The following is a 26,312-nucleotide window of genomic DNA, read 5'->3' as shown; positions in this document are numbered from 1 at the left end:
AGCGGTCGGGCACGCGGATTGGTCGGATTCTAAAAAAGATGGATCGCGAGGTGTCCGAGGGGCAGTCCGAGCTGCCACGCGGGCGTCCAGACCTTGGGTCCCTCGTCCTCGCCGACCCCGGCGGAGCCGCCCGGGACCGCGTTGAGGTCGGGGGCGAGCAGCTCGGTCTCCTCCAGCCAGCGCCAGGCGGCCTCGGCCAGTTCGAGATCGGGCGAGGGGCCGTCCGACTCCTTCGCCTCGGCCCTCACTTGGGACATACGTTCCTCGACCCAGTCCTGCCAGGGCTGGTCGTACGCCGTGAGCGAAAGCCAGGTCTCCAGCTGGGTGACGACCCGGATGCCGGGCAGCTCGCCGTCGGTGTCGGAGAGGAAGATGGTGAGGGCCAGGGCGTCACGCCCGGCGCGGAACTCGAAGGACGTCGGCGGCATCAGATCGCCGGTCCGCAGCAGTTCGTCGGCGATGTACTCGGCGTACAGCCAGGCCATGGGGACGGTCAGTTCGCCGCCGCCGGCGCCGTCCGTGCTCTGGTGACCTCTGTGCAGCATCCCTTCCTGCCTTCCTCCGGTGCGTGCGCGTCGCCCGTCGCCGGGCCCCTGGAGTCCGGTGGCCGGCCCCCAGTCCGGAACACGGATAAGGACACCCGATTACTCAACCGGGGTCCTCGGCAAGGCGCTTTGCGAAGGCTTGACTCGGCCGTGGGTTTCAGCCCAGGTCGGGCGCGTATCCGGGAAGCACCCGGCGCAGGGCGCGCAGCGCGTAGAACGCGCGGGACTTCACGGTACCGGGTGGGATGCCGAGGGCCTCGGCGGCCTCCGCCACACTCGCCCCCTGGAAGTACACGAGCACCAGGACTTCACGGTGTTCGGGAGTGAGTGTCTTCACAGCCTCGCGCACATCGAGGGCGGCGGCCGCCCGTTCGGCGTGGTCGGCGCAGACCGGGGCGTTCTCCAGCACCGCGTCCCCGACCTCCGGCGGCCGCGCCTGCCGGGCCCGCCGCGCGTCTATCGCGAGCCGCCGTCCTACGGTGAGCAGCCAGGGCCGTACGGAGTCGAAGGTGTCGGCGCGCAGGGCCTCGGGATGCTGCCAGGCGCGGACGAGGGTCTCCTGGACGAGGTCCTCGGCCCGCTGGCGGTCGCCGTCGCAGAGCCTCAGCAGCAGCGCGAAGAGCGGCCGGCCGTGCTCGCGCTGCAGCGCGGCGAGTTCGTGTTCGGCGGTCGTCTTCGTGGCGGCGAGGGCGGTTCCGGCGTTCATGGGCGTATGGCACCGCAAGGCACCGGTCGCGGACAGGGCGCGCACACGGCTCTGCGACGGACGGTCGATCGCGTCGACGAACGGTTCGACGAACGGTCGGGGGCTACGCCGATCGGGCGCCCCCTCGGGAGCGGCGGGGCGGTCCCTCCGGAGGCATTTGCTAGGAGTGAAGCGTGCGTAAATATGACAATCCATCCGAAGTGGGGTGACCCATGATCGTCGCACGCAGGCACGCGGTGGCGCTGGCCGTGACCGCCCTCCTCGCCGCCGGTGCCGCATGCCAGGCCCATGAGCGCGAGGGGCGGTTGCCCCAGCGGCCCGGGCCCCCGGCCGCCTCCGCCGCCCGCGGCTTCACCCTCGTGGCCTCCGGCGACGTCCTCCCGCACAGCTCGGTCATCGAACGCGCCCAGTTCGACGCCGGCGGCGCCGGATACGACTTCCGCCCCATGTTCGAGGACGTCAAGCCCGTCGTCACCGGCGCCGATCTGGCGCTGTGCCACATGGAGACCGTGTACGGGGCGAACGGCGTCTACAGCGGCTACCCGGTCTTCAGGTCCCCGCCGGAGATCGCCCAGGCCCTCGCCGCCACCGGCTACGACGGCTGCTCCACCGCCTCGAACCACAGCCTCGACGACGGTGCCGCCGGAGTGCAGCGCACCCTGGACGCCCTCGACGGGGCCGGCGTACGGCACGCGGGCACCGCCCGCTCCCGGGCCGAGGCCGACGCGGCCGCCCTGCTGCACGCCGGCTCCGCCGAGGTCGCCCACCTCGCCTACACGTACGGCACCAACTCCCCGGTGCCCGCGGAGCAGCCGTGGACCGTCGACCTCATCGACGAGCACCGCATCCTCGCCGACGCCCGGGCCGCCCGGAAGGCGGGCGCCGACGTGGTCGTCGTCTCCCTGCACTGGGGCACCGAGTGGCAGGACGCGCCGGACGACGGCCAGCTCGCCCTCGCCCGCACCCTCACCGCCTCCCGCACCGCGGGCCGCCCCGACATCGACCTGATCCTCGGCACGCACGCCCATGTCCCGCAGGCGTACGAGAAGGTCAACGGCACCTGGGTCGTGTACGGCATGGGCGATCAGATCGCCGGTGAGATGTTCAACCACCAGGGCGCCGAGGATCCGCGCGGCAACGAGTCCACCGTCGCCCGCTTCACGTTCGTACCGCCCAAGAGGCCCGGCGGTCGCTGGGAGGTGGCGAAGGCGGAGTTCCTGCCGCAGATGTTCGACGTCGACGCCGGCCGCGTGGTGAACCTCAACCGGGCGATCGAGCGGGGCGCCGGGGTGACGGGTGTGCGCGACCGGATCCGCACCGTCGTGCTGGGCCGGGGGGCGGCCAAGGACGGGCTGGTGATGGGGGAGTAGGCGACGTGCCCGGTGCGGGCGCCGTGTCAGTCCTCGACGTCGACGTGGTCGAACGTCTTCAGCATCTCCGTCAGCACCCGCACGCAGGCCCGTACCTCGGCGTCGGTGAGATCACCGCCGACCTGGCGGTTCAGGGCGTGCTCACGGTCGAGGACGGTGGCGATGAGCGTCTCGCCCTCCTCGGTGATCCGGATCAGCGAGGACCGCTGGTGCGCGGGGTTGGGCACGCTCTCCACCCAGCCGTGCGCCGCCGCGTCGTTGACCATGCGCTGGACGAACTGCCGGCTCAGCGCCATGACCCGGCCCATCTGCGGCACCGTCAGGTCGCCCTTCCTGCGCAGCAGGTCCAGCACCGAGCGCACCCCGACCGAGGCGCCCTCGACCTCCTCGCCCTGCTCCACCTTGCGCAGCGCGCGCCGGTAGAGCGGGCCGACGAGATCGAACACCTCGGCCAGACGCCGGCCCAGTTCGTCGGGGGGAAGGGGGGTGTCGTGGGCGGTGTCGTTCACCCCCACATCATGCACGCCCCCCACGTCATGCACGCCCCCCACGTCATGCCCGCCCCCACCATGCACGCACCGCGTCATGACAACCCGGTTGTCAAAATCCCGGGAAGATGACACCTTGGTTGTCATGACTGCTGTTGCGGAACCGAAGTACTTCCCCTCCTCCGACGGCGACCTCGCCTACCACGAGGCAGGTGAGGGCAACCTTCTGGTCCTCGTCCACTCCGGATTCGTCGACCACCGTGTCTTCGACGCCCAGATCCCCGCCCTCGCCGAGACCCACCGGGTGATCGCGCCGGACGTGCGCGGCCACGGCTCCTCCGCCAACGCGAGCCGGCCGTTCCGCTGGACCGACGACCTCGCCGAGCTGCTGCGCCACCTCGACGCGGGCCCCGCCGTGCTCGTCGGCGTCTCGATGGGCGGCGTCATCGTGAGCGACACCCTGCTGGAACACCCGGAGCTGGTCCGGGCGGCCGTCGTGTGCGGCGCCTCGACGGGGGAGTTCCAGGACTCCGACCCCTGGCACCAGCGGATCCAGGCCGAGATCGCCCGCACCCTCGCGGTCGGTGACCTCGAAGGCTGGCTGAAGGCCTTCCTGGCCTACGTCCCGGGCCCGCACCGCACCCTCGACGCCATCGACCCGGACATCCCGCGCCGACTGCGCGAGATGGCCCTGCACACCCTGTCCAAGCACACGCCCGGCGAGAAGGACCGGCTGGTGCGGGTGACGGACACCTGGTCACGGGTGCCGAAGATCGACGTCCCGGTGCTCACCCTGAACGGCGCTCTCGACACCGCCGACGTGATCACGGCGGCCCAGCGGCTCGCCGACTCCGTGCGGCACGGGCGCGCCGTGCTCATCGACGGCGTCGCGCACTACCCGAACATGGAGAGGCCGCAGGAGTTCACCGCGGCGATCCGGGACTTCCTGACGTCCCTGTGAGCTCGGGGCGGGCCGCTACGGCACCACCGTCACCGGCCACCGCCCCGCCTTCACCAGGCGCACCGCGACCGAGCCCACGATCCGGTGTCCGGCCTGCTCGGAGGCGCCCACCACCACCGCGTCGGCCTTCAGCTCGTCCGCGGCCCGCACCAGACCGGTGTACGGGTCGCCGTGCAAGGTGTGGAACTCCCAGCGCACGTCGAATATCCCGCGCATGCGCTCGGTGGCCTCCCGGATCTGCGCCACCAGGTCCTCGGCGATCTGCCCGGTCGTCTCCGCGACCGGCACCCCGAAGGCCGCCCCCGCCGCCATCACCGGCTGCACGTACACCACGGCGAGCAGCGCGTGCTGCCGACGGGCCAGACCGCCCGCGTACGCCGCGGCCCGCAGGGAGGAGTCGGAGCCGTCGACCCCCACCAGGATGACCTTCGGGCCGTCCGTGCCCCGTTCGAACCGTTCCGAGGGTTCCTGCGAGGGCTGCCGCGCGTGCTGTTCCGTCACGTCCCGAGGCTACCGGAACCCCCCGGTCCGCCACCGCACCGCCCGGGACCGGCCGGCGCTGCGCCGGAGGGTGGAATCGTGTGACCGGTGCGATGCGCGCGGGGCCGGACGGGCGACTGATGACTGCATGAAGAAGGATCAGTTGTTCACACGGCGCCGGATCCTGCTGGCCGGCGCCGCCGTCGCGGGGGCCGCCGGAACCGCCGGACTCCTCGCCGGAGGATCCGACGACACGGCCGGGGACGCCACGGGCCCGGCCGCCGGTGCCCCGGCCCGCCCTGCGATGAAACCTTCCGCCTACCGCCTCGAGCCCCTCACCGGATACGGCCCCCCGAGCGCCGCGCCCGACCGGGTCCCGGTCCGCCGTGAACCACTGATGAGTCTGCCGGGACACGGCCGCACCATGGTGCTGACCTTCGACGACGGCCCCGACCCCCGGTACACGCCGCAGATCCTCGACACCCTCGCCCGGTACGACGTACGGGCGATGTTCTTCGTGTGCGGGGAGATGGCGGTCGACCACCAGGACCTGCTGGCCCGGATGGCCGACGAGGGCCATGTCGTCGGCAACCACACCTGGTCCCACCCCCTGCTCACCCAGCTCTCCCGCCGCCGTATCCGCTCCGAGATCACCCGCACCAGCGAGGTGATCGAGAGCGGCTGCGGAGAACGCCCCCGCTGGTTCCGCGCCCCCTACGGCGCCTGGAACCGGGCCACGTTCCAGCTGGGCGCCGAACTCGGCATGGAACCCCTCGCCTGGACGGTCGACACCCTCGACTGGACCACCCCCGGCACCCGCACCATCGTCGACCGGGTCCGTGCGGGCGCCGCCCCCGGTGTCGTGATCCTCTCCCACGACGCCGGCGGCGACCGCACCCAGAGCGTCAAGGCCCTGCGCCGCTATCTGCCGAGGCTGCTGGACTCCGGCTACCGGATCACCGTCCCCCGACGGCGCCCCTGACCGGGGCTGCCCCCGCCCGCCCGGCCGGGACCGCTCAGCGGACCTCGACCAGGCGGGCGAAGGCGACGACGTTCCCGTCGTAGCCGTTCGCCTTCGAGAAACCGCCCCCGCAGGTGATGACCCGCAGCTCCGGCGCCCCCTTGGAGGCGTAGACGCGGTCGCCGGGGAAGTTGTTCTTCGCGAAGACCTCGATGCCGTAGATCTCGAACACCGCCGTCTTCCCGTCCTGGCGCGTCACCTCGACGCGGTTGCCCTTCTTCAGAGCCCCGAGCCCGTAGAACACGGCCGGGCCCAGCTTGTTGTCGACGTGGCCGACCACGACCGCCGTCCCCTTCTCGCCGGGCGACACGCCCCCGGTGAACCAGCCCGCCAGATTGGGGTCCTCCGGTGGCGGGGCACCCACCCAGCCGTCCGCGTCCAGCCCGACCGGAATCACCGGGGCGTTCACCGAGATGGCGGGAATCGCCACCCGGTCCGGCTGGGCGAACGGCAGCGCGGCCGGGGCCGCACCGAACGTGCCGGTGGCGCTGCGGCTGTCCGGGGCCGCCGCCGCGGCGGGTTGCGGCGGACCGATGTCGAACTCCCCCGAACCATTCCGGATGAGCGCGAGACCGGTCAGCAGAACAAGCGCTATCACTCCCCACGGGGCACGCTTCTTCTGCCGTTCCTCCTCTTCCGCCCGCTCGGACAGTTCGTAACCGGACATGCGGCATCCCCTTTCGACACGGCCGTCGCCGCGTCCCTTTCGCGCATATCAGAACGCTAAGTCCCGCACCGGGAACCGGCGACGGCTCACGTGCGAACGGGTGACCGCCGCGGCTGCCGGTGCGCCATCCGAGTCGCCACCCGAAGGATTTTTCTGACGGTCCGTGACCTGCGGCGATGGGTGATCACGTGCTTTTCCCCCGGCGTGTCCTCTCACCAGGACGGACCATTCCCGAAATGCGGGCGCCCGCACGGCAACTGAGGGTCGTTCCGGGAGGCGTTCTCTCGCCGACAGACCGGGGACGGGACCCGGGGCGCCTTCCGCGGAGGATCACATGCGCACCACCAGTCTCCTGACGGCCTCGGCGGTCTCGGCCGCCGCGGTCGCCGCCCTCGGCCTGGCCGCCCCCGTGGCGGTCGCGCGCGACGGCATGAACGTCAGCCCCAGCAACATCGTCGTCCAGCCCAGCGTGATCGCCCGGGGAGGCCAGATCACGGTGACCGTCGACGGCTGCCCGCAGGGCGGCACCATGACCTCGGACGCCTTCGGCACGGCCACCCTGACCTCGATCAACGGCGCCAACCAGACCGCCAGGGGCACCGCCACCATCAGCGAGAACGCCCGCCCCGGCAGCTACGACCTCACCGTCACCTGCTCCGGCCGCACCCTGGTCAGCCCGCGCGCGTTCACCGTGCTCGGCGGTGTCCGCGGCGGTCTCGGCGGCAGCAGCTCCAGCGGTGCCACGCCCACCGACATCGCCATCGGCGGCGGACTCGTGGCCGCGGCCGTGGCCGGCGGCGGGTTGTTCTGGATGCGCCGCCGAGCCGAACGCCGTATCTGACGCGCGCTCACCCGCCGTATCGAACGACGCGGCGTCCGAGGCGCGCACCGCACAGGGTCCGAGACGGCACCGCCCACCCGGGTGGTGCCGTCAGGCCGTGTCCGCGCCCCCGCGGCGGCGCGCGAGGTGGTACGCCGTCCCGACCGAGCCCGCGATCAGCGCGGCCCCCAGCCCGATCTCCCCGAGGTCGAACCCGGCGACGGTACCGCCCTCACCGGCCTGGACGCCGTGGGGGAGCGGGTAGGGCTGCGGAAGGGGCCCGTGCCCGGCGGCGATGGTCAGCTCCTTGACGGCGCTCAGGCCGCCGCACGTGAACGTCACCCGGTACATCGCCCCGGGCCTGGCGTCCCGGTCGATCAGCGCCACCGCCGAGGAGGACCCCCGGGGAATCGTGACCGCGTCGAACACCCCCGAGGTCACCGTCACCGAGCTCCGGCAGCCGCTGACCGTACGGTCCACCCGCACCATGACCTGGCCGCCCGCCGCGACGGTGGAGGGCGCCACCTCGTACCCCTCGGACATGACGTAGTGGCCGTCGTCGCTCGCGACGGCGGCCGGGGTGGCGAGGGTCAGGGCGGTCATGCCCAGCAGGGCGGCCGAAGCGACGCGTATCGCGTGCATGGTGGATCCTCCGGTCTCCGAGGAGCAGCGGCGGACCAGTTCCGCTCGCGCCAGAAATGCACCTCGATGACCGAAACGCTAGGAACAGGTGTGCGTCCGCGCGATCGCAGTCGCGCGAATGGGGCACGCCCGTGGGCCGCTCGGGGGACACCCGTTCCCGCGGGCGGGGGACGTCCCGGCGTGTCGGCCGGATCCGTCCCCCGGTGGACCGTCAGCCCCCGGCGTTCGGGAACAGATTCAGGAAGGGTTCGGCGGACGCCGCGATGCCCCGGCTGTAGGGCGCGTCGAAGTCCCAGATGAGGAAGAGCAGGAAGGCGATCAGGGCGGAGAACAGGCCGGCCAGGATCAGCTCGCGGGGCGTTCGCCGGATCTGCAGCGCGAAGACCATGCCGATGGTGATGACCCCGCCGGCCAGCAGTCCGAACCACACCACGCCCGGCATGGTCGCCCCGGTCGACGCGGCCCGGGCGTTGCGCGCCTGGTCCGCGGCGGCCATCTGGTCGAGCACCGGCTGGTAGGCCTGCGCCTGGAAGTCGTCGGCCGGCTTGTAGTCGGTGACGTCGACCCGGACCCTGTGCAGGAGTTCGTCCCCGCGCCCGGTCACCTCGCCCTTGTCGGCCATCGCCCTCCACTCCGTGGTGACGACGTGTCCGACATAGGCGTCGACGTCCGCCCGGATGCGGTCGCGGACGTCGGGCGGGTACACCCGCACCCGCTCCGAGATCTCGTGCAGCGCCTGGGCCTCCGCCTGGACGTGGTCCTCGGCGCTGCCCCGCGCGTCCCACACGCCCGCGATGGCCAGGCCCAGGACGATCGCGTACACCACGCCGATCCACATCGTCATGTACTCGATGACGTCCGGGGTCTCGGACGGGTCCTCGTCGTCGGCCGCCCTGCGGTGCCGTACGAGGGTCACGACGACCACCACCACACAGGCGGCGAGCATCGCGAGGGTGAGAACAAGCCATTCCGGCAAGACATGCCTCCTGGATCGGCGCTAACGGGGCCGCAGCGCGGCGACGGCGGCCAGCGCGGGCACGGTGATGAGCAGGACGTAGGTGACCGGCGGAGTGCGGTTGCCGGCCGGCCGCGGGCGTGGCCTGGAGTGGTACTCCGGGTAGCTCACGGGCGTCACCGAGGGGCGCGGGGAGGGCCTGGCCGACGTGGGGGAGGGCTTCGGCGTGGGGGTGGGGGCCGGCCGGGGCGGCGGCGCCACGGGTGCGGCCGGCGGGGGCGCCGGGGCCGTCCCGGGCCGCGGGGGAGGCGTGGGCCGAGGTGTCGGTTTCGGCGTCGGTGTCGGCGTGGGCTTCGGCGGGGGAGGCGGAGCGGGCGGTGGCGGAGGAGGCGGCTCGGGCGGGGGTGCCGGCGCCGGGCACACCGTGGGCATCGCAGGCTCGGGGAACTTCGGGAGCTTCGGGAACCCCGGCGGATCCCCGGGCTCGGCCGTCGGCCAGGAGCGGCCTCCCGCGACCGCCACCGCCGAGGTGCCGTCCGGGCCCGTCGAGGCGTAGGCGCACGCGTCGGCCGCGGCCACCCCGGCCGGCGCGGCCGCCAGGATCCAGGCCGCCGCCAGCACGGACAACGCCCGGGTGGCGAGGGCGGATCGGGTCGGTTCGGGTCCATGCACGACGGAGATCATGCGGTCCGGCGCGCCCGCCTACGCGCCCGGTGAGCGGGATTGCCTCGAACGGGGGAAGTCCGCGCCCGGAGGTTTGGCGGGCGCCTGTTCGGGCGTCCACTCCGGGCACGCGTGTACGACTCGTGGCGGGCGCCGCGGCCTGGCGCGAAGCGGCCCCCGGACCCCCGGACCACAGGCGCCGGAAAGATTTTTGTGCCGCGTTTGAACACAACGGCCGCCCCCATGCGTACCCAGTGCCGTGCGGCGGCGCAGCAGGGCGCTGCAACACCCTTAGGACTATCGGGGAGTTGTTGACGATGAAGACCTCCTGGCGGAGCGCCTCACTCGTGGCGAGCGCTGTGGGCGTGCTGGCGCTGACGACGGCGTGCGGTCAGGAAAGCGGCACGTCCGCGTCCAGCCAGAACGTCGGCGCGACGGCCCAGGCCGGCAGCATCGCGGGTGTCGGCAGCGGTATCGGCGGTGTCGGGGCCGGTGTCGGCGCCTCGGCCAGCGCCGGCGCGACCGACGCGGCGGGCGCCGGCGCCCAGGGCGCCACCGCGGGCGAGCTGGCGATCTCCACGAACGGCGAGCTCGGCAATATCCTGACCGACTCCAAGGGCATGACCCTCTACCGCTTCGACGCGGACACCGCCGAGCCGCCGAAGTCGAACTGCGACGGCGACTGTGCCACCACCTGGCCGCCGGTCTCCGCCGACGACGTCTCCGCGGGCGACGGCATCGACAAGTCGCTGCTCGGCGAGGTCACCCGGTCCGACGGCACCAAGCAGCTCACCGTCGACGGCTGGCCCGCCTACTACTACGCCAAGGACGCCAACCCCGGTGACACCACCGGCCAGGGCGTGGGCAACAAGTGGTTCGCGCTGGCCCCCGACGGCAAGAAGGCCAAGGCGGAGTCGGCCTCGGCCGGACTGTCCGTGCGCAACGACGCCAAGCTCGGCAAGATCGTCGTCGACAAGAACGGCATGACGGTCTACCGGTTCCTCAAGGACAAGGCGTGGCCGAAGCCGGTCTCCAACTGCAACGACGCCTGCCGCGACAAGTGGCCGATCGTCGACCCGGTCGACTTCGCCGACACCAAGGGGATCCAGGAGAAGGGCTACATGAACTTCACCCGGTCCGACGGCGACAACCAGCAGACCATCAACTGCTTCCCGATCTACACCTTCTCCGGTGACAAGTCCCCCGGGGACATCAACGGCCAGGGTGTCGGCGGCACCTGGTACGCCGTGGCCCCCAACGGAGATCTGGTCGGCGCGCCCAAGCAGTAGGGATCACCTCCCCAGGGCTGATCCCGCCCCTGCTGAACGAGCGCGTCCGGCCACACGTCCGCCCCCTCCACGCCGCACGGAGGGGGCGGATCGCCGTTTCCCCGTTCATGCCGCGTATGCGTAGACTTTCGCCGCCCTTCAGGCGGCTTTGGAACGCTCCGGAATGCCTCGGGTGCTTTTGGTGGGCCCTTCGGGGATGTCGATCCGGCACGTGCCGCAGGCAGTGACCGGGAACGGACGGTCAATTTCCGTTTCCACTCGCCCCTTTGGCGGGCGATCAGTAGCCTCAGCTCGAACACCGGATCGCCTACGCCTTGGAGAGATAGATGGAGCGTCCCGCCTGGGCCCCTCGGAGCATCGACATCTCGGTGCCGAGCGTCTCGCGGATCTACGACTACTTCCTGGGCGGTTCGCACAACTTCGAGGTCGACCGGGAGGCCGCGCGCCGGGCCATGGAGTTCACGCCCGGGCTGCCGAAGATCATGCAGGCGAACCGGGCGTTCATGCGGCGCGCGGTGCGCTGGGCGGCCGGCGAGGGCATCACCCAGTTCCTGGACGTGGGGTCGGGCATCCCCACCTTCGGCAACGTCCACGAGGTCGCCCAGGCCGCGAGCCCCGGGGCTCGCGTCGTCTACGTCGACCACGACCCGGTGGCCGTGGCGCACAGCCAGGCCGTCCTGGAGGGCAACGAGCACGCGGGAGTGGTCGCGGCCGATCTGCGCAAGCCGCACGAGATCCTGGGCAGTTCCGTGGTGCAGGAATTGATCGACCCGGACCGGCCGGTGGCGCTGCTGCTGGTGGCGATACTCCACTTCGTGGATGACGGGGACGACCCGTACACGGCGGTGGCCGAGCTGACCGAGGCGCTCGCGCCCGGAAGCGTGCTCGTCCTCACCCATGCCTCGTACGAGGGAATGCCGGTGACCCGGGAACAGACCGAGGCGATGGTGGACGTGTACAAGGACATCCGCCTCCCGTTGATCATGCGCACGCGTGACGAGGTCGCGCGGTTCTTCGAGGGGTACGACATGGTGGAACCGGGACTGGTGCCGATGCCCTACTGGCGGCCGGAGACGGACCCTCAGGACGAGGATCCGTACGCGTTCTGCGGGTTCGCCGGCGTGGGGCGAACCGCGTGACCGCCGCGCCGGACGGGCCGGAGGACAGACTGCGCCGCTTCGCGACGATCTGGAGCCGGGCCGTGTTCCCGGTGACGTCGACGTCGCTGACCCGGCCGGAGTTCGAGGAGCAGCTCCTGCCGTCGGCCCGGCGGTTGCGTGAGGCGCTGCTGGCGAGGACCTTCGACGCGGACACCGGCCGGGCGGTCGGCGCGGCCCTGGTCGAGGCGCACTGCACCGATCCCGAGGCCCTCAGCCGCGCCCTCGACTGCGTGGACGCCTATCTGGTGCTGTACTGCGGCGAGGACGGCCCCCAGGAGGACCTGCGCACCCGGGCCTCCCGGCTGCAGCACGCCATGGCCGCCGGGTACGCGCAGGCCCTGCGCGAGCGCACCCTCGCCGAGCAGGAGGCCATCGCCCAGGCCGCGCTCCAGGCCCAGGGCGTGGTGGCGCAGGCCCTGCACGCGAGCGAGGCCCGCTTCCGGACGGTCTTCGAGGGCGCCGCGATAGGGATCGGCATGGCCGACCTCGACGGCAACATCCTCCAGGTCAACGGCGCGCTGCTGCGCATGTTCGGCGTCTCCGAGCAGACCATGCACGGCCGTAACGTCAGGGAGTGGACGCATCCCGAGGACGCGCCGCAGACCTGGAAGCTCTACGACGAACTCGTGCGCGGCGAACGCGAGCACTACCACCTGGAAAAGGCGTTCTACCGCCCTGACGGAACGGTCCTGTGGACCAACCTCACGGTCTCCCTCCTGCGGGACGCCGACGGCAACCCCCAGTACCAGTTGGCCCTGATGGAGGACACCACCGAGCGCCGGCTGCTCAACCTGCGGCTGCGCTACGAGGCCACCCACGACGCGCTCACCGGCCTGCCCAACCGCACGCTGTTCTTCGAACGCCTGGAGAAGGTGCTGGGCGCGGGCGAGCAGCAGCGCTTCGGCCTGTGCTACCTCGACCTGGACGGCTTCAAGACCATCAACGACAGCCTCGGCCACGCGGCCGGCGACCGGCTGCTCGTCGAGGTCGCCGACCGGCTCCAGTCCTGCGCGACCGCACCCGGTGAGATGGTGGCCCGCCTCGGCGGCGACGAGTTCGTGGCGCTGACCACCGGCACCGAGACCCGTCGCGAGGTCGACGAACTCGCCGCCCGCATCCAGAACGCCCTGGTCGCACCGGTGCGCATCGAGGGCCGGGAGCTGACCGTCCGCGGCAGCATCGGCATCGTGGAGGGGCAGGCGGGGGAGCGCAACGCGGCGGAGGTGCTGCGCAGCGCCGACATCACCATGTACCGGGCCAAGTCGGCGGGCGGCAACCGCTTCGAGCTCGCCGACCCGGAGGCCGACGCCCGCGCGATCACCCGCCACGGTCTGACGACGGCGCTCCCGACGGCCCTGGAACGCGGTGAGTTCTTCATCGAGTACCAGCCGCTGGTCCACCTCGGCGACGGCAGCGTGCGCGGCGCGGAGGCCCTCGTCCGCTGGCTGCATCCGCAGCACGGTGTGCTCGGCCCCGACCGGTTCATCCCGCTCGCCGAGCACACCGGGCTGATCGTGCCCCTGGGCCGCTGGGTCCTGGAACAGTCGGTGCGGCAGGCCCGCGCCTGGCGGGAACGCGACGGGGACACGGACCCGGTGCGCATCAACGTCAACCTCTCGCCGTGTCAGCTCACCCATCCCGGGCTGGTGCAGGACACCGTCGACATCCTGGAACGCGCGGGCGTCGCACCGCAGGCCCTGTGCCTGGAGGTCACCGAGTCCGCCCTGATCGGCGCCGACGACGACCTGCTGAAGCCGCTGCGCCGCCTGGCCGAGATGGGCATCGACATCGCCCTGGACGACTTCGGCACCGGCTACTCCAACCTCGCCAATCTGCGCCGCCTGCCGGTGAGCGTGCTCAAGCTGGACCGCTCCTTCACCCAGGGCATGCAGCAGTTCCCCGCCGACCCCGTCGACCTCAAGATCGTCGAGGGGATCGTCTCGCTCGCCCACAGTCTGGACCTCGCCGTCACCGTCGAGGGCGTGGAGACCGGCGCCCAGGCCGAACAACTGCGCATACTGGGCTGCGACACCGCCCAGGGCTGGTACTACGCCCGCCCCGGCCCGCCGGAGCGCCTGCACGAACTGGCCCTGGTGGACGCGACGGGCTGACCCCCGCCGCCGCACGCCCTCGCCCACCGCTCCCGGCGCCGATACCACCCGGGAGCGGACGGCGGGGGCGTTCCCCGTTTCCCGCCCCTCCCGCGCCGCTGTCCGCCACCGTGGGGACATCGCGACGGGAAGATCACGAAAAAAAGTGCGCCGGACCGTCTAAGAGAGCCCCCCTCCCCACGGCACTACCCACTGAGCGCGGCAGAAGCGGCGCCGGACGCGTGAGGAGACACCATGACGCTGGAGGCACTGTTGCCCGTCCTGCTGGTCACCGTGGCCGGAGCATCCCAGTTGGCCAGAGAGGTGGTGAGGCGCAACAGCGCACGGCGGATCGAGGAGGCGCACGGCAGGACGCTGGTGGATCTGCTGGGCCGCTGCGGTCCCGACTCGGAGATGGTGGACCGGCGGTCCGACGGCACCGTCCTCACCGTGCGGTCGGGCGCGGCCGCGGGGCGGGGGGACCGCCGTGGCTGACCTGTCCGAGCAGGACTACGCGTCCTACCTCGCCTTCGTCGCGCGTCACTCCCCCCTGCTGGTGGCCAAGGGCCTGCTGATCTGCGGCAGCCTCTACGAGGCCGAAGCGGCCGCGCAGTACGCCTGCGACGAGGCGTTGGCGAACTGGCACGACCTCCGCTCGCCCGAGGCGTGGACGATGACGGTCACGATCCGCAGGCTGTGCCGGAAGAAGAAGCTGTGGCACCGGCTCAGGCCGCTGCCCGACCACGGCATCCCCCTGCCCGGCGGCTGTCCGGTCGAGGAGCGGATGAAGGTGCTCGATCTGCTCGCCCTGCTGGACGAGCTGCCCCGGCGGCAGCGACAGGTCATGGTGTTGCGCGGCGAGCTGGAGATGACCCCGGCGGAGATCGCCGAAGTCCTCGAGGTGTCGGCGAACAGCGTCTCCAACGCCACCAGCGTCGCCACCGCGAAGCTGCGGTTCCTGCTGGGTCGGGAAGACCGTCGGGTCTCCTCGGGGGACGGCCTGAGCTCCGGAGTGTCCGAGGACCACGTCCTGCTCCGTCTCCGCGAGGCCGCCGACTGGCTCCTGCGGGGGATCCGGGCCGATCGGCGTTCCGGGCGACCGGGGGCCGGACGATGACCGGCCGCCTCCGGCTCGCCCTCGCCGCCGCCCTGCTGCTCGGCTTCCACGCCGCCGTCGCGTCGTTCCTGCTCCTCTGGGTGGTCCTGGTCGCCGGCACGGTGTACCTCACCACACGGAGCGGCACCGCCACGTTCCCCGGCACCGGCTTCCTCTTCATCGCGGGGTCGGCGCCGCTGGTCCATGTGCTGGTCCGGGCGATCCGGGCGTCGCTCTTCTTCGTGGAAGCGCCCTCGGCCGCCCACGCCGAGGTGAGCCGCGGGCAGGCGCCCGCGCTGAGCGCCCTCGTCGCCGAGGTGGTCCGGCGGTCGGGCGTCGAGGAGACCGTCACCCTTCGGCTGACGAGCGAGCCGACCGCGGGCCTCGTCGACGAGGACACCCGCCACCTCGGCCTGTCGCCCGGGAACCTCGTGCTCTGCCTCGGTCTGCCCCTGCTGGCGACGCTCACCCCGGACCAGGCCCGCGCGGTGGTGGCCCATGAGCTCGCCCATCTGTCGCTGCGTCACCACCGGTCCCGCGCGTTCACGGCCCGTCTGGAGACGAGCCTGACCGTCGCCAGGGACTCCCTGAAGCGGTTCGGAAAGGCCAACCGGTTCGTCGGCCAGTACGCGGCCGTCCCGAGGATGCTGATCGCCCTGCATGTGTCGCTCTTCCGCCGGTTGGTCCAACCCGTCCGCAGACGGCAGGAGCTGGAGGCGGACGAGCTGGCGGCGAGGCTCTACGGCGCCCCCGCGCTCGCCGAGGCCCTGGCGAAACAGGCCATGGCCGAGGTGCTCTGGAAGCAGTTCCGGGAGGTATTCCTCGACCGGGCACCGGACGGAGCCCTGCCCGCCGACCCGTTCCGGGGGTTCGCCCGCGCGCTCTCGAACGCGGGCATCCAGCACAAGCTCCCGCTCCTGAGGGAACTGGTGGCCGACGCCACGGCCGCACCGGACGCGTTCGGCTCCTCGCACCCCGCGCTCACCGAGCGCCTGCGCGCGCTGGGCCGGCAGGACGTCCTGTCGGCGCCGACGTCGTTCCCGCCGGACGCGCCCCTGCTGCCCCGGCTCGCTTCCGGGGACGTCGCCCGGCTGCTCCCCGACCATCCCTACGACCGTGCGGTCGGGCTCCCGTGGAGCGAGTGGGTCAGCGCCTGGTCCGCCCACCAGGACGCCTTCCTCGTCGATCCGCTGCTGGAGGCCGCCGCCCGGCACCACGAGGAGGACACCCCCCTCACCCTCCGCAGGGTGCTCGGGATCCTGCACGCGGGCCGGCGCATGGCCCTCGCCCGGGACCTGGCCGGACGGCTGCCCGCGGAGCGGCGCGGGTCCGACGAGCCGCTGGACCTCCTGGCCCGGGCCGTCGTGGCATGGCTGCACACGGGACTCGCCCCGGACACCGGGGCGAACGTGCTGCTGAGCCGCCTGGCCACGGAGGCGGTGCGGCGGCCCGCCGAGACCTCGGGCCTCTCGCTGCACCTGGCCGTGCTCGGCGTGGACGAGAACACCTTCACCGGCCGGACGGCGAAGGACACCGAGGACGACGACCGGGTCGCCTACACCAGCCGCAAGGAGATGCGCAGGCGCAGACTCCGGCGTGAGCATCTGTCCGAGGAGACCCGCGAACTCATCGCCGGGCTGGGCCGTGTCACGCTCACGCTCCTCCTCGTCGGCTACTTCGTCGGCGTGGCCTTCTGGAGCATGCGCGGCCCCGCTCCCTCCCCGTCCGGGCCGGGCGGCTCGTCCCCGAACGGGTGGGTGTCGACGCCTTCGACGCCAGGAATTCCGACCGCGGCGCCTCCGGCCACGATGCTTCCGCCGGGGTGGATGCCCGAGGACCCCCTCCAGCCCGACCCCCTGCGGATCTCCCTGCCCCCGATGTATCCGATACCGGAGTTCGCACGGTGACCGCGGGGCGCCCCCCGGGTCAGACGGCCGCGCGCCCGGCGGAGGAGGCCGCCGCGGCGACGGCCGCCCGGACCAGGGCCGCCGTCGCGGTGGAGCGGGACTGCTGGGGCCAGGCGACGGCCAGGACGGCCGGGGGCGCGTCCCGGACGGGGCGGTAGACGACACCGGGGCGGGGGTAGCGGTCCGCGACGGACGCGGGAAGCAGGGGGACCACCTCGCCCAGGCCGACGAGGGTGAGCAGCTGGGCGAGATCCTGGCCCCTGCCGCGGACCTCGTCGATGTACCGGTGCACCTCGTCGGCGCGCAGCCCCAGGTCGGCGAGGCACAGCCCGGCCCGGGCGGCCAGCGGATGACCCACGGCGAGGGCGGCGACGCGCGGTTCGCGGGCCAGGTCCTCCGCGTCGAGGCCCGCGCGGTCGTACGGTTCGTAGACCAGCGCGACATCGGCCTCGCCCCGGCGCAGCAGCCGGGACTGCTCGTGCCAGGCGCACAGCCGGACGGAGACCGGCACGGCGGCCGGGTCGGCCGCGTAGCGCGCGAGGATCGGCTCCAGCAGTCCGCCGTCGCCGTCCGCCTTCACGGCCAGCTCCAGCTTCGGCCCGGCGGCGGCGGCACGCCGGGCCCGCCGCCCTGCGGCCTCCAGCGCCTCCAGCGCGAACCGCGCCTCGGGCAGCAGGACTTCGCCCGCCGGTGTCAACGTCACGCTGTGCGTGGTGCGTTCGAAGAGTACGGCCCCCAGCTCGCCCTCCAGGGCACGGATCGCCCGCGACAGGGGCGGCGGCGAGATGCCCAACCGCTCGGCGGCCCGGGCGAAGTTGAGCTCCTCGGCGACGGCGACGAAGTAGCGCAGCGGACGGGACTCCACGGGTCTGCCCTCCGGTCGGTATTGCCCTGAGGGTAACAAGCGCGAGCGAAGCGGACCTTCAGTTCGGCGGACCGCGGCGGCAGGCTCGGGGATGTCCCGACACGCCTTGTTCCAGGAGCAGTTCATGATTGTGGTCACCACCCCGACCGGGCAGATCGGCCGTGAGGTCGTCGCCCGCCTCCTCGACGCCCCCGAGGGCTCCGCACCGGTCCGGGTGATCGTCCGCGACCCCGCCGCCCTCGCCCCCGGGGTGCGCGAGCGCGTGGAGGTCGTCCAGGGGTCGCACGCGGACCCGGCGGTGCTGAAGGAGGCCTGCCAGGGCGCCGACCGGGTGTTCTGGCTGGTCCCGCCGCACCCCGGTGCCGACAGTGTCGAAGGACACTTCCGGGCCTTCACCGAGCCGCTGTGCGAGGTCGTCCGGGCGCAGGGCCCGGAGCGGGTCGTGGCCGTCTCCACCCTGGGCCGCGGTGTCGCCCGCAACGCCGGGCTGATCTCCGCGGGGCTGGCCATGGACGAGGCGATCGCCGCCACGGGCGTTCACTACCGGGCCCTGTGCCCGCCGTCACTGATGGAGAACGAGCTCCGCCAGCTGGCCTCGATCCGCGACGCGGGTGTCTTCTCCACCTCGCTCCTTCCCGACCGGGTCCTGCGCCTGTGCGCCACGCGCGACGTCGGTGCGACGGCCGCCCGCCTGCTCCTCGACGACTCCTGGACCGGGCAGGAGGACGTTCCGCTGGTCAGCCCCGACGACCTGACCCCCGAGGGCATGGCCGGCGTCCTCGCCGAGGTGCTCGGCCGGCCGGTCCGCGTCGAGTTCACCGCCGCGGCGGAGCTCGGGGAGCGGTGGATCCGCTTCGGCGCCACCGAGGCATGGGTGCGGGCCTTCGCCGACATGGTCGACGCCCAGAACACGCAGGGCTTCTACGGCGCCGCGCAGCCCAGCACCCCCGACACCGCGCCCACGACCTTCCGGCAGTGGTGCGAGGAGGTGTTCCAGCCGGCCGCCCTGCGGGGCTGAGCCGTGACTCAGTGCTCCAGCAGCATCCGCTGCGGCTCCCGCGCCGCCCGCGGCGGTGCCACGTCGCTGCGGTGCGCGAGAGCGATCGTCCGGTGCAGACCGGGCCGGGCGAGCGGGGGTGGCCTGCGGCGCGGCCCACCTGCGGGGCTTGAGCCGCGACTCAGTGCTCCAGCAGCATCCGCTGCGGCTCCCGCGCCGCCCGCGGCGGTGCCACGTCGCTGCGGTGCGCGAGAGCGGCCGGGCGGGCGGGGGTGGCCTGCGGCGCGGCCCACCTGCGGGGCTGAGCCGTGACTCAGTGCTCCAGCAGCATCCGCTGCAGTTCCCGCGCCGCCCGCGGCGGTGCCACGTCGCTGCGGTGCGCGAGAGCGATCGTCCGGTGCAGACCGGGCCGGGCGAGCGGGGTGACCCGCAGCCCGCGGCCGGACCGGGCGGCCACCATCCGGGGGACGACGGCCACCCCGAGCCCGGCCCGGACGAACCCGAGCACCGCGTCCATCTCTCCGCCCTCGACCGCGAAGTCCGGCTCGAAGCCCTCCGCCCGGCACGCGGCCACGGTCAGTTCCCGCAGGTCGTAGCCGTGCCGGAACATCACAAGGCGCTCGCCCTCCAGATCGGCGATCCGCACCGAGCGCCGCCCGTCGCCGGGTGCGGACGCCTCGGGGGAGGACACCACCACCAGGTCCTCGCGCAGCAGCTCCACCGTCGTCAGCGCGGGGGAGGGCGTCGGCAGGGGCAGCACGACCAGCGCCAGGTCGAGGGCGCCGCGGGCGAGGTGTCGTACGAGATCGTGCGAGCCGCCTTCCTCGATCAGCAGCCGGATCCCCGGGTAGCGGTCGTGGAAGGCGCGCAGCACGTCCGGCAGCAGACCGGTGCACAGGCTGGGGGTGGCGCCGAGGCGGACCCGGCCGCCGCGGAGCTGCACCAGCTCCTGCACCTCGTACCGCGCGGTCTCGGTGTCCGCGAGGATCCGCCGGGCCAGCGGCAGCAGCGCCTCGCCCGCGTCGGTGAGGGTGATGTTGCCGCGCGCCCGCTGGAAGAGATCGGCCCCCAACTCCCGCTCCAGGGCCCGGATCTGCTGCGACAGCGAGGGCTGCGCGACATGGACCAGCTCGGCGGCCCGGGTGAAGTGCCGGGTCTCGGCCACCGCCACGAAGTACTGGAGCTGCTGGAACTGCACCCCTCCAGGATAGGCGCTCGATAGCAGGTGCCTATGGAAACGAGCCGTTTCATGTCTTGGACCGATGGGGCCGAACGGCCCTAGCGTCTGGAGGCATGGCTCTGGCAACGCGGACGGACCGACGGCCGTCGATGGCGCGTACCGTGTGGGACTCCTCCGTCGGCAAGAAGACGGTGATGGCCGTCAGCGGCCTGATCATGCTGCTGTACCTGGTCGTCCACATGATCGGAAACCTGAAGATCTTCTTCGGGGCGACCGAGTTCAACCACTACGCGCACTGGCTGCGCACCGTCGGCGAACCGTTCATGCACTACGAGTGGACCCTCTGGCTGGTCCGGATCGTGCTCGTGGTCGCCGTCGTCGCCCACGCCACCTCCGCCTACCAGCTCAGCCGGCGGGACCTCAGGGCACGCCCCAGCACGTACGTGCACAAGAAGGCCCGTGCGAGCTACGCGACCCGCACCATGCGCTGGGGCGGGATCATCCTCGGCCTGTTCATCGTCTGGCACCTCCTCGACCTGACCACCGGCACCGTGCACAGCGGCGGCTTCCAGGAGGGCCACCCCTACCAGAACGTGGTGGACACCTTCTCCACCTGGTACGGCAACGTCGTCTACATCGTCGCCATGCTCGCCCTCGGCCTGCACGTCCGGCACGGCTTCTGGAGCGCCGCCCAGACCCTCGGCGCCGGCAGCCGCACCCGCGACCGCGCCCTGAAGGCGACGGCGAACGTCCTCGCGCTGCTGCTCACGGCCGGCTTCCTCGCCGTCCCCGTGGGTGTCATGACCAAAGTGGTGAGCTGAACATGACCTACACCGACTACACGACCGGTGAACCCCTCGTCGACACCAAGGCCCCCGCGGGCCCCGTCGCCGAGCGCTGGGACAGGCGCCGCTTCGAGGCCCGACTGGTCAACCCCGCCAACCGGCGCAAGCACACGGTGATCGTCGTCGGCACCGGTCTGGCCGGCGGCTCGGCGGGCGCCACCCTCGCCGAACAGGGCTACCACGTCGTCCAGTTCTGCTACCAGGACTCCCCACGCCGCGCCCACTCGATCGCCGCGCAGGGCGGCATCAACGCGGCGAAGAACTACCGCAACGACGGAGACTCGGTCCACCGGCTGTTCTACGACACCGTCAAGGGCGGCGACTTCCGGGCACGCGAGTCCAACGTCCACCGCCTCGCGCAGATCTCCGTCGAGATCATCGACCAGTGCGTGGCGCAGGGGGTGCCCTTCGCCCGGGAGTACGGCGGACTGCTCGACACCCGCTCCTTCGGCGGCGTCCAGGTCTCCCGCACCTTCTACGCCCGCGGCCAGACGGGCCAGCAACTGCTCCTCGGCGCCTACCAGGCCCTGAGCCGGCAGATCGCCGCCGGGAACGTCGAGATGCACCCGCGCACCGAGATGCTGGACCTGATCGTGATCGACGGCCGGGCGCGCGGGATCGTCGCGCGGGACCTGGTCACCGGCAGGATCGAGACCTACTTCGCCGACGCCGTCGTCCTCGCCAGCGGCGGCTACGGCAACGTCTTCTACCTGTCGACGAACGCCATGAACTCCAACGCCACCGCGATCTGGCGGGCGCACCGGCGCGGCGCCCACTTCGCCAACCCCTGCTTCACCCAGATCCACCCCACCTGCATCCCGCGCACCGGCGACCACCAGTCCAAGCTGACGCTGATGAGCGAGTCGCTGCGCAACGACGGCCGGATCTGGGTGCCCAGGGCCAAGGGCGACACCCGCCCGGCGAACCGGATCCCCGAGGCCGAGCGCGACTACTACCTGGAGCGCCTCTACCCGTCCTTCGGCAACCTGGTCCCGCGCGACATCGCCTCCCGTGCCGCGAAGAACGTCTGCGACGAGGGGCGCGGGGTCGGACCCGGCGGACAGGGCGTCTACCTCGACTTCGCGGATGCCATCCGGCGGATGGGCCGGGCGGCCGTCGAGGCCAGGTACGGCAACCTCTTCGACATGTACCAGCGGATCACCGACGAGGATCCGTACGAGGTGCCGATGCGGATCTACCCCGCCGTGCACTACACGATGGGCGGCCTGTGGGTCGACTACGACCTGCAGACCACGATCCCCGGCCTGTTCGCGATCGGCGAGGCCAACTTCTCCGACCACGGCGCCAACCGGCTCGGGGCGAGCGCCCTGATGCAGGGCCTGGCCGACGGCTACTTCGTCCTTCCCGCCACCCTCAGCGACTACCTCGCCCGCCACCCGAAGCAGGCCGAGGTCAGCGAGGGGCATCCGGCCGTGCAGGAGGTGCTGGCCGAGACCCAGGACCGGCTGAACCTGCTGCTGTCCGTGGACGGCGACCGCACCCCCGACTCCTTCCACCGCGAGGTGGGCGAGCTGATGTGGGAGTTCTGCGGCATGGCCCGCACGGACGCGGGGCTGCGCAAGGCCCTGGAGCGCATCCCGCAGATCCGCGAGGAGTTCTGGCGCCGCGTCAAGGTCCCCGGCACCGGCGAGGAGTTCAACCAGTCCCTGGAGAAGGCCAACCGGATCGTCGACTACCTCGAGCTCGCCGAGCTCATGTGCCTCGACGCGCTGCACCGCGCCGAGTCCTGCGGCGGCCACTTCCGCGAGGAGTCGCAGACCCCGGACGGCGAGGCGGCCCGCCGCGACGAGGAGTTCGCCTACGCGGCCGCCTGGGAGTTCACCGGCACCGGCGAGGCCCCCACCCTGCACAAGGAAGACCTGGTCTTCGAGTACGTCCACCCCACCCAGCGGAGCTACGCATGAGGCTCACCCTGCGCGTCTGGCGGCAGCGCACCGCCGAGGCCGACGGCGCCATGTCCACGTACGAGGTCGACGGCGTCTCGCCCGACATGTCGTTCCTGGAGATGCTCGACACGCTCAACGAGGAACTCATCCTCAAGGGCGAGGACCCGGTCGCGTTCGACCACGACTGCCGCGAGGGCATCTGCGGCGCGTGTTCCCTCGTGATCAACGGGGACGCGCACGGGCCCGAGCGCACCACCACCTGTCAGCTCCACATGCGGTCCTTCTCGGACGGCGACACGATCGACGTCGAACCGTGGCGGGCCTCGGCGTTTCCCGTGATCAAGGATCTGGTGGTCGACCGCAGCGCCTTCGACCGGATCATCCAGGCCGGCGGCTACATCACCGCGCCGACCGGGGCCGCGCCGGAGGCGCACGCCACGCCGGTGCCGAAGCCGGACGCCGACCTCGCGTTCGAGCACGCGGAGTGCATCGGCTGCGGAGCGTGCGTGGCCGCGTGTCCCAACGGGGCCGCCATGCTGTTCACCTCCGCCAAGATCAACCATCTGAACGTGCTGCCGCAGGGGGCGCCCGAGCGCGAGACCCGCGTCCTGGACATGGTGGCCCAGATGGACGAGGAGGGGTTCGGCGGCTGCACGCTCGCCGGGGAGTGCGCCACCGCCTGCCCGAAGGGCATTCCGCTGTTCTCCATCACCGCCATGAACAAGGAGTGGCTGCGCGCGGCTCGGAAGGTGAGGCGCTGACGCCGTAGGGAAACCGTCGGCATCGGCCGAAAGCCTGGCATTCAGCATTCCCACATCCGTACTCCCGGCACCGGTCACGTACACGCCAACCAGGGTCGGGAGAAACAGGGGGAGCGCCACCGTCCCCGATGTGGCCCGTGCCCAGGAGTGAGCCATGACCGGCGTTTCCACCCTCGACCGTCCCCAGCAGTCCACGGCACCCGTTCGCTACACCGTCACCCTGGCCCGCGACGAGGCCGACGTACGGGCCGCCCAGCGGTTGCGGCACGAGGTCTTCGCCGGTGAGATGGGCGCCCTGCTGTCCTCCCCGCAGCCGGGCCTCGACGTCGACCCGTTCGACGCCTGCTGCGACCACCTGCTGGTGCGCGACACCGAGACCGGCCAGGTCGTCGGTACCTACCGGCTGCTGCCCCCGGAGCGCGCCTCGGTCGCCGGACGACTCTACTCGGACGGCGAGTTCGACCTGAGCCGGCTCGACGCGATCCGGCCGGGCCTGGTCGAGGTCGGCCGCTCCTGCGTCCACCCCGACCACCGCGACGGCACCGTCATCGGCCTGATCTGGGCCGGCATCGCCCGCTACATGGTGGACCGCGGCCACGAGTGGCTGGCCGGCTGCTGCTCGGTCCCGCTCGCCGACGGCGGCGCCCTCGCGGCCGCCACCTGGGACCGGGTCCGCGACAAGCACCTGGCGCCCGAGGAGTTCCGGGTGCGTCCCCTGCTGCCCTGGGTCCCGAAGGAGGCCGCGGCCCCGGCCGCCCGCACCGAACTGCCCGCCCTGCTGCGCGGTTACGTCCGCCTCGGCGCCTTCGTGTGCGGCGAGCCGGCGCACGACCCGGACTTCGGCGTCGCCGACCTGTTCGTGCTGCTGTCGATGCGCCGGGTCAACGCACGCTACCTGCGGCACTTCCTCTCCCTCGTGCCGAGCGCCTGATGAGCGTCTGGCTGCCCGGCGCGCCCTGCACCCCGCGGGCGTGCGTGGAGGGGACGGCGTCCTGGACGGCCGTACCGCGGGCCGTGCCGCGGCTCGTCGCGGTGGTCGTCCTGGTGCTGGCCGGGGTCGCGCTGTCCCCGCTCGCGCGGTACATCCCGGCGGGCGCGACACGGCGGTGGAGCCGGACCGTGGTCCGGGCCGCCGGGGTGCGGATCCGGGTGACCGGCGGGCCCGCGCCGGCCACCGGAGGGCTGCTTCTGGTCGCCAACCACATCTCCTGGCTGGACATCCCGCTGCTGGCCGGGATCCGCCCGGCCCGGATGATCGCCAAGAAGGAGATCCGCGCCTGGCCGGTCGCGGGCGCGATGGCCGCGAACGGCTGTCTGTTCATCGACCGGGACCGGCTGCGCGCCCTGCCCGGCACGGTCGCCGCCGTCGCCGGGGTGCTGCGGGCCGGGCAGGCCGTCGCGGTGTTCCCGGAGGGCAGCACCTGGTGCGGCCGGGCCCAGGGGCGCTTCCGGCGCGCGGTGTTCCAGGCCGCGCTGGACGCGGGGGCCCCGGTCCAGCCGGTGCGGATCCGCTACCGGGACGCCGCCGGGGCGGCCAGCACCGCCCCCGCCTACGTCGGCGACGACTCGCTGCTCGCCTCGCTGTGGCGGGTGGCCTCGGCCCGCGGGCTGGTCGCGGAGGTCGAGGTGCTCCCGCTGCTCGCACCGGACGGCTCCGCCGACCGCAAGGCGCTCGCGGCGGCGGCAGGGGCCCGGGTCCTGGCCGGCCCCCACGAGCACCGCCCCGAGTTCCCCGAGCACCGTCGCGCGTCCGGTGAATTCCCCGCAAGCGGGGGGCCGTCGGGCGTGCGGGATGGGATCATGGCGCGCGTTCCGACCACCTGAGGGGAGCGCGTGTGAGCACCAGCCCGGCCGGCAGAACGGTCCTGGTCACCGGAGGCAGCGGCTTCGTCGCGGCGCACCTGGTGCGCCGACTCCTGGAGCGCGGCTACCGGGTGCGTACGACGGTCCGCAGTACGGCGAACACGGCCAAGCTCGCTCCGCTGCGCGCCCTCCAGGACGCCCACCCCGGCCGGCTCGACCTCTTCGAGGCGGACCTGCTCCAGGACGGCTCCTTCGACGAACCGGCCCGGGGCTGCGCGGTCGTCTTCCACGTGGCCTCGCCGTTCCTGATGCCGGAGAAGATCAAGGACGGACAGCGGGACGTCGTCGACCCCGCCCTGCGCGGCACCCGCAACGTCGTGGCCGCCGTCGACCGCGCGCAGACCGTGGAGCGCCTGGTGTTCACCTCCACCGTGGGCGCGATCTTCGGCGACTACGCGGACGTCGACCGCATGGACGGCCGCATCCTGTCGGAGAAGTACGTCAACACCACCAGCACCGTGGAGAACAACCCGTACCACTATGCCAAGACGGTCGCCGAGCAGGCCGCCCGGGACGCCGAGGCCGCGCAGAGCCGCTGGCGCATGGTCGCCCTCAACCCCGGTCTGATCCTCGGCCCCTCCCTCACACCCGCCTCCGACTCGGGCAGCCTGTTCCTCCTCGACGAACTCTTCAAGGGCTACTTCTTCTACGGCGCCCCCGACTTCAGCTTCACCACGGTCGACGTCCGTGACGTGGCCGCCGCCCACATAGCCGCCGCCGAACACCCCGACGCCCACGGCCGGTACATCCTCGCCGCCGAGGAGATGACCTCGTTCCACCAGATGGCGAGGATCCTGCTCAAGCACCACCCGCGCGACCTGCGCCTGCCCCGCACAGCCCTCCCGCACTGGCCGGTCCGCATCCTGGGCCCCGCCTTCGGTCTCTCCCAGGACTACATCCGCAAGCACCTCGGCATCCGCTTCCGCGTCGACAACCACCGCAGCACCACCGAACTGGGCCTCACCTACCGCCCGATCGAGGAGACCCTCGTGGACCACCACCGCTCCTGGAGCGAACAGCGACGCCGCTGATCC

At 72.5% G+C, this 26,312-nt stretch carries 27 protein-coding genes and 1 pseudogene; 17 read left to right on the top strand and 11 right to left on the bottom strand.

Annotated elements, in window-relative coordinates; genetic code table 11:
- Positions 1-29: 29 nt before the first annotated feature.
- The gene (locus tag OG852_RS07150) at positions 30-545 is read right to left on the bottom strand and encodes a hypothetical protein (RefSeq protein ID WP_133915685.1); all 516 of its coding nucleotides are present in this window, start codon (positions 543-545) and stop codon (positions 30-32) included.
- Positions 546-702: 157 nt separating this feature from the next.
- Positions 703-1,251, bottom strand: coding sequence for a sigma-70 family RNA polymerase sigma factor (locus OG852_RS07145; RefSeq protein ID WP_330347379.1), 549 nt, complete (start codon positions 1,249-1,251; stop codon positions 703-705).
- A gap of 215 nt (positions 1,252-1,466) precedes the next feature.
- Here OG852_RS07145 and OG852_RS07140 point away from each other — a divergent pair, with 215 nt between their 5' ends.
- Positions 1,467-2,621, top strand: a complete 1,155-nt coding sequence (locus OG852_RS07140) for a CapA family protein (RefSeq protein ID WP_133915733.1) — start codon at positions 1,467-1,469, stop codon at positions 2,619-2,621.
- Between the two features lie 26 nt (positions 2,622-2,647).
- Here OG852_RS07140 and OG852_RS07135 read toward each other — a convergent pair whose 3' ends face one another.
- The gene (locus tag OG852_RS07135) at positions 2,648-3,130 is read right to left on the bottom strand and encodes a MarR family winged helix-turn-helix transcriptional regulator (protein WP_133915683.1); all 483 of its coding nucleotides are present in this window, start codon (positions 3,128-3,130) and stop codon (positions 2,648-2,650) included.
- A gap of 124 nt (positions 3,131-3,254) precedes the next feature.
- Between OG852_RS07135 and OG852_RS07130 the strand changes: the two genes are divergently transcribed.
- Positions 3,255-4,070, top strand: coding sequence for an alpha/beta fold hydrolase (locus tag OG852_RS07130; RefSeq protein ID WP_330347378.1), 816 nt, complete (start codon positions 3,255-3,257; stop codon positions 4,068-4,070).
- A 15-nt stretch (positions 4,071-4,085) separates the two neighbouring features.
- On the opposite strand, the gene OG852_RS07125 is transcribed toward OG852_RS07130, so the two are convergent.
- Complete coding sequence (locus OG852_RS07125; RefSeq protein ID WP_330347377.1) at positions 4,086-4,571, bottom strand: universal stress protein; 486 nt, start codon at positions 4,569-4,571, stop codon at positions 4,086-4,088.
- A gap of 127 nt (positions 4,572-4,698) precedes the next feature.
- Here OG852_RS07125 and OG852_RS07120 point away from each other — a divergent pair, with 127 nt between their 5' ends.
- Complete coding sequence (locus OG852_RS07120; RefSeq protein WP_133915680.1) at positions 4,699-5,532, top strand: polysaccharide deacetylase family protein; 834 nt, start codon at positions 4,699-4,701, stop codon at positions 5,530-5,532.
- A gap of 34 nt (positions 5,533-5,566) precedes the next feature.
- Here OG852_RS07120 and OG852_RS07115 read toward each other — a convergent pair whose 3' ends face one another.
- Positions 5,567-6,238, bottom strand: coding sequence for a class F sortase (locus OG852_RS07115; protein ID WP_133915679.1), 672 nt, complete (start codon positions 6,236-6,238; stop codon positions 5,567-5,569).
- A 334-nt stretch (positions 6,239-6,572) separates the two neighbouring features.
- On the opposite strand from OG852_RS07115, the gene OG852_RS07110 reads away from it, so the two are divergent.
- Positions 6,573-7,079, top strand: a complete 507-nt coding sequence (locus OG852_RS07110) for a hypothetical protein (protein ID WP_133915678.1) — start codon at positions 6,573-6,575, stop codon at positions 7,077-7,079.
- 90 nt (positions 7,080-7,169) lie between these two features.
- Here OG852_RS07110 and OG852_RS07105 read toward each other — a convergent pair whose 3' ends face one another.
- From OG852_RS07105 to OG852_RS07095, 3 genes are all read right to left on the bottom strand, one after another.
- Complete coding sequence (locus OG852_RS07105; protein WP_133915677.1) at positions 7,170-7,700, bottom strand: hypothetical protein; 531 nt, start codon at positions 7,698-7,700, stop codon at positions 7,170-7,172.
- Positions 7,701-7,911: 211 nt separating this feature from the next.
- On the bottom strand, positions 7,912-8,676 hold the full coding sequence (locus tag OG852_RS07100) for a bestrophin-like domain (RefSeq protein ID WP_133915676.1): 765 nt from the start codon (positions 8,674-8,676) through the stop codon (positions 7,912-7,914).
- 21 nt (positions 8,677-8,697) lie between these two features.
- On the bottom strand, positions 8,698-9,327 hold the full coding sequence (locus OG852_RS07095; protein ID WP_208117280.1) for a hypothetical protein: 630 nt from the start codon (positions 9,325-9,327) through the stop codon (positions 8,698-8,700).
- A 308-nt stretch (positions 9,328-9,635) separates the two neighbouring features.
- Between OG852_RS07095 and OG852_RS07090 the strand changes: the two genes are divergently transcribed.
- The 6 genes from OG852_RS07090 (at position 9,636) to OG852_RS07065 (ending at position 16,860) form a co-directional block, all read left to right on the top strand.
- Complete coding sequence (locus tag OG852_RS07090; RefSeq protein WP_133915674.1) at positions 9,636-10,607, top strand: SCO0930 family lipoprotein; 972 nt, start codon at positions 9,636-9,638, stop codon at positions 10,605-10,607.
- 326 nt (positions 10,608-10,933) lie between these two features.
- Positions 10,934-11,746, top strand: coding sequence for an SAM-dependent methyltransferase (locus OG852_RS07085; protein WP_133915673.1), 813 nt, complete (start codon positions 10,934-10,936; stop codon positions 11,744-11,746).
- Positions 11,743-13,878, top strand: a complete 2,136-nt coding sequence (locus tag OG852_RS07080; RefSeq protein WP_330347376.1) for a putative bifunctional diguanylate cyclase/phosphodiesterase — start codon at positions 11,743-11,745, stop codon at positions 13,876-13,878. The genes OG852_RS07085 and OG852_RS07080 overlap by 4 nt, the downstream gene beginning before the upstream one ends.
- 234 nt (positions 13,879-14,112) lie before the next feature.
- Positions 14,113-14,352, top strand: a complete 240-nt coding sequence (locus OG852_RS07075) for a hypothetical protein (RefSeq protein WP_133915671.1) — start codon at positions 14,113-14,115, stop codon at positions 14,350-14,352.
- Entirely contained in the window at positions 14,345-14,974 is a 630-nt protein-coding gene (locus tag OG852_RS07070) for an RNA polymerase sigma factor (RefSeq protein ID WP_133915670.1), read from the top strand. Before OG852_RS07075 ends, OG852_RS07070 begins: the two co-directional genes overlap by 8 nt.
- Positions 14,971-16,860, top strand: coding sequence for a M48 family metalloprotease (locus OG852_RS07065; protein ID WP_330347375.1), 1,890 nt, complete (start codon positions 14,971-14,973; stop codon positions 16,858-16,860). Before OG852_RS07070 ends, OG852_RS07065 begins: the two co-directional genes overlap by 4 nt.
- Positions 16,861-16,879: 19 nt before the next feature.
- Here OG852_RS07065 and OG852_RS07060 read toward each other — a convergent pair whose 3' ends face one another.
- Positions 16,880-17,725 (bottom strand): LysR family transcriptional regulator, encoded by an 846-nt coding sequence (locus OG852_RS07060; protein WP_133915668.1) that lies wholly within the window; start codon positions 17,723-17,725, stop codon positions 16,880-16,882.
- Between the two features lie 124 nt (positions 17,726-17,849).
- On the opposite strand from OG852_RS07060, the gene OG852_RS07055 reads away from it, so the two are divergent.
- The gene (locus OG852_RS07055) at positions 17,850-18,743 is read left to right on the top strand and encodes an NAD(P)H-binding protein (RefSeq protein ID WP_133915667.1); all 894 of its coding nucleotides are present in this window, start codon (positions 17,850-17,852) and stop codon (positions 18,741-18,743) included.
- 8 nt (positions 18,744-18,751) lie between these two features.
- Here OG852_RS07055 and OG852_RS50905 read toward each other — a convergent pair.
- A pseudogene (locus OG852_RS50905) lies at positions 18,752-18,868 on the bottom strand (LysR family transcriptional regulator); the annotation flags it as partial.
- Positions 18,869-19,035: 167 nt separating this feature from the next.
- A complete protein-coding gene (locus OG852_RS07050; RefSeq protein WP_133915666.1) occupies positions 19,036-19,920 on the bottom strand; it encodes a LysR family transcriptional regulator in 885 nt (294 codons plus the stop codon).
- A 131-nt stretch (positions 19,921-20,051) separates the two neighbouring features.
- Between OG852_RS07050 and OG852_RS07045 the strand changes: the two genes are divergently transcribed.
- From OG852_RS07045 to OG852_RS07020, 6 genes are all read left to right on the top strand, one after another.
- Positions 20,052-20,723, top strand: coding sequence for a succinate dehydrogenase (locus tag OG852_RS07045; RefSeq protein ID WP_133915732.1), 672 nt, complete (start codon positions 20,052-20,054; stop codon positions 20,721-20,723).
- A gap of 2 nt (positions 20,724-20,725) precedes the next feature.
- Complete coding sequence (locus OG852_RS07040) at positions 20,726-22,672, top strand: fumarate reductase/succinate dehydrogenase flavoprotein subunit (RefSeq protein ID WP_133915665.1); 1,947 nt, start codon at positions 20,726-20,728, stop codon at positions 22,670-22,672.
- Complete coding sequence (locus OG852_RS07035) at positions 22,669-23,415, top strand: succinate dehydrogenase/fumarate reductase iron-sulfur subunit (RefSeq protein ID WP_133915664.1); 747 nt, start codon at positions 22,669-22,671, stop codon at positions 23,413-23,415. Before OG852_RS07040 ends, OG852_RS07035 begins: the two co-directional genes overlap by 4 nt.
- 154 nt (positions 23,416-23,569) lie before the next feature.
- Positions 23,570-24,346 carry a GNAT family N-acetyltransferase gene (locus tag OG852_RS07030; RefSeq protein ID WP_133915663.1) on the top strand — a complete coding sequence of 259 codons (777 nt, stop codon included), beginning with the start codon at positions 23,570-23,572 and terminating at the stop codon, positions 24,344-24,346.
- Entirely contained in the window at positions 24,346-25,239 is an 894-nt protein-coding gene (locus tag OG852_RS07025; RefSeq protein WP_133915662.1) for a lysophospholipid acyltransferase family protein, read from the top strand. The genes OG852_RS07030 and OG852_RS07025 overlap by 1 nt, the downstream gene beginning before the upstream one ends.
- An 11-nt stretch (positions 25,240-25,250) precedes the next feature.
- Positions 25,251-26,309, top strand: coding sequence for an NAD-dependent epimerase/dehydratase family protein (locus OG852_RS07020; protein WP_133915661.1), 1,059 nt, complete (start codon positions 25,251-25,253; stop codon positions 26,307-26,309).
- Positions 26,310-26,312: the final 3 nt, after the last annotated feature.

The organism is Streptomyces sp. NBC_00582, assembly GCF_036345155.1.
GTDB lineage: Bacteria > Actinomycetota > Actinomycetes > Streptomycetales > Streptomycetaceae > Streptomyces.
Note: the sequence above shows the minus strand (reverse complement) of the source record. Positions and strands in the feature narration are given on the sequence as shown.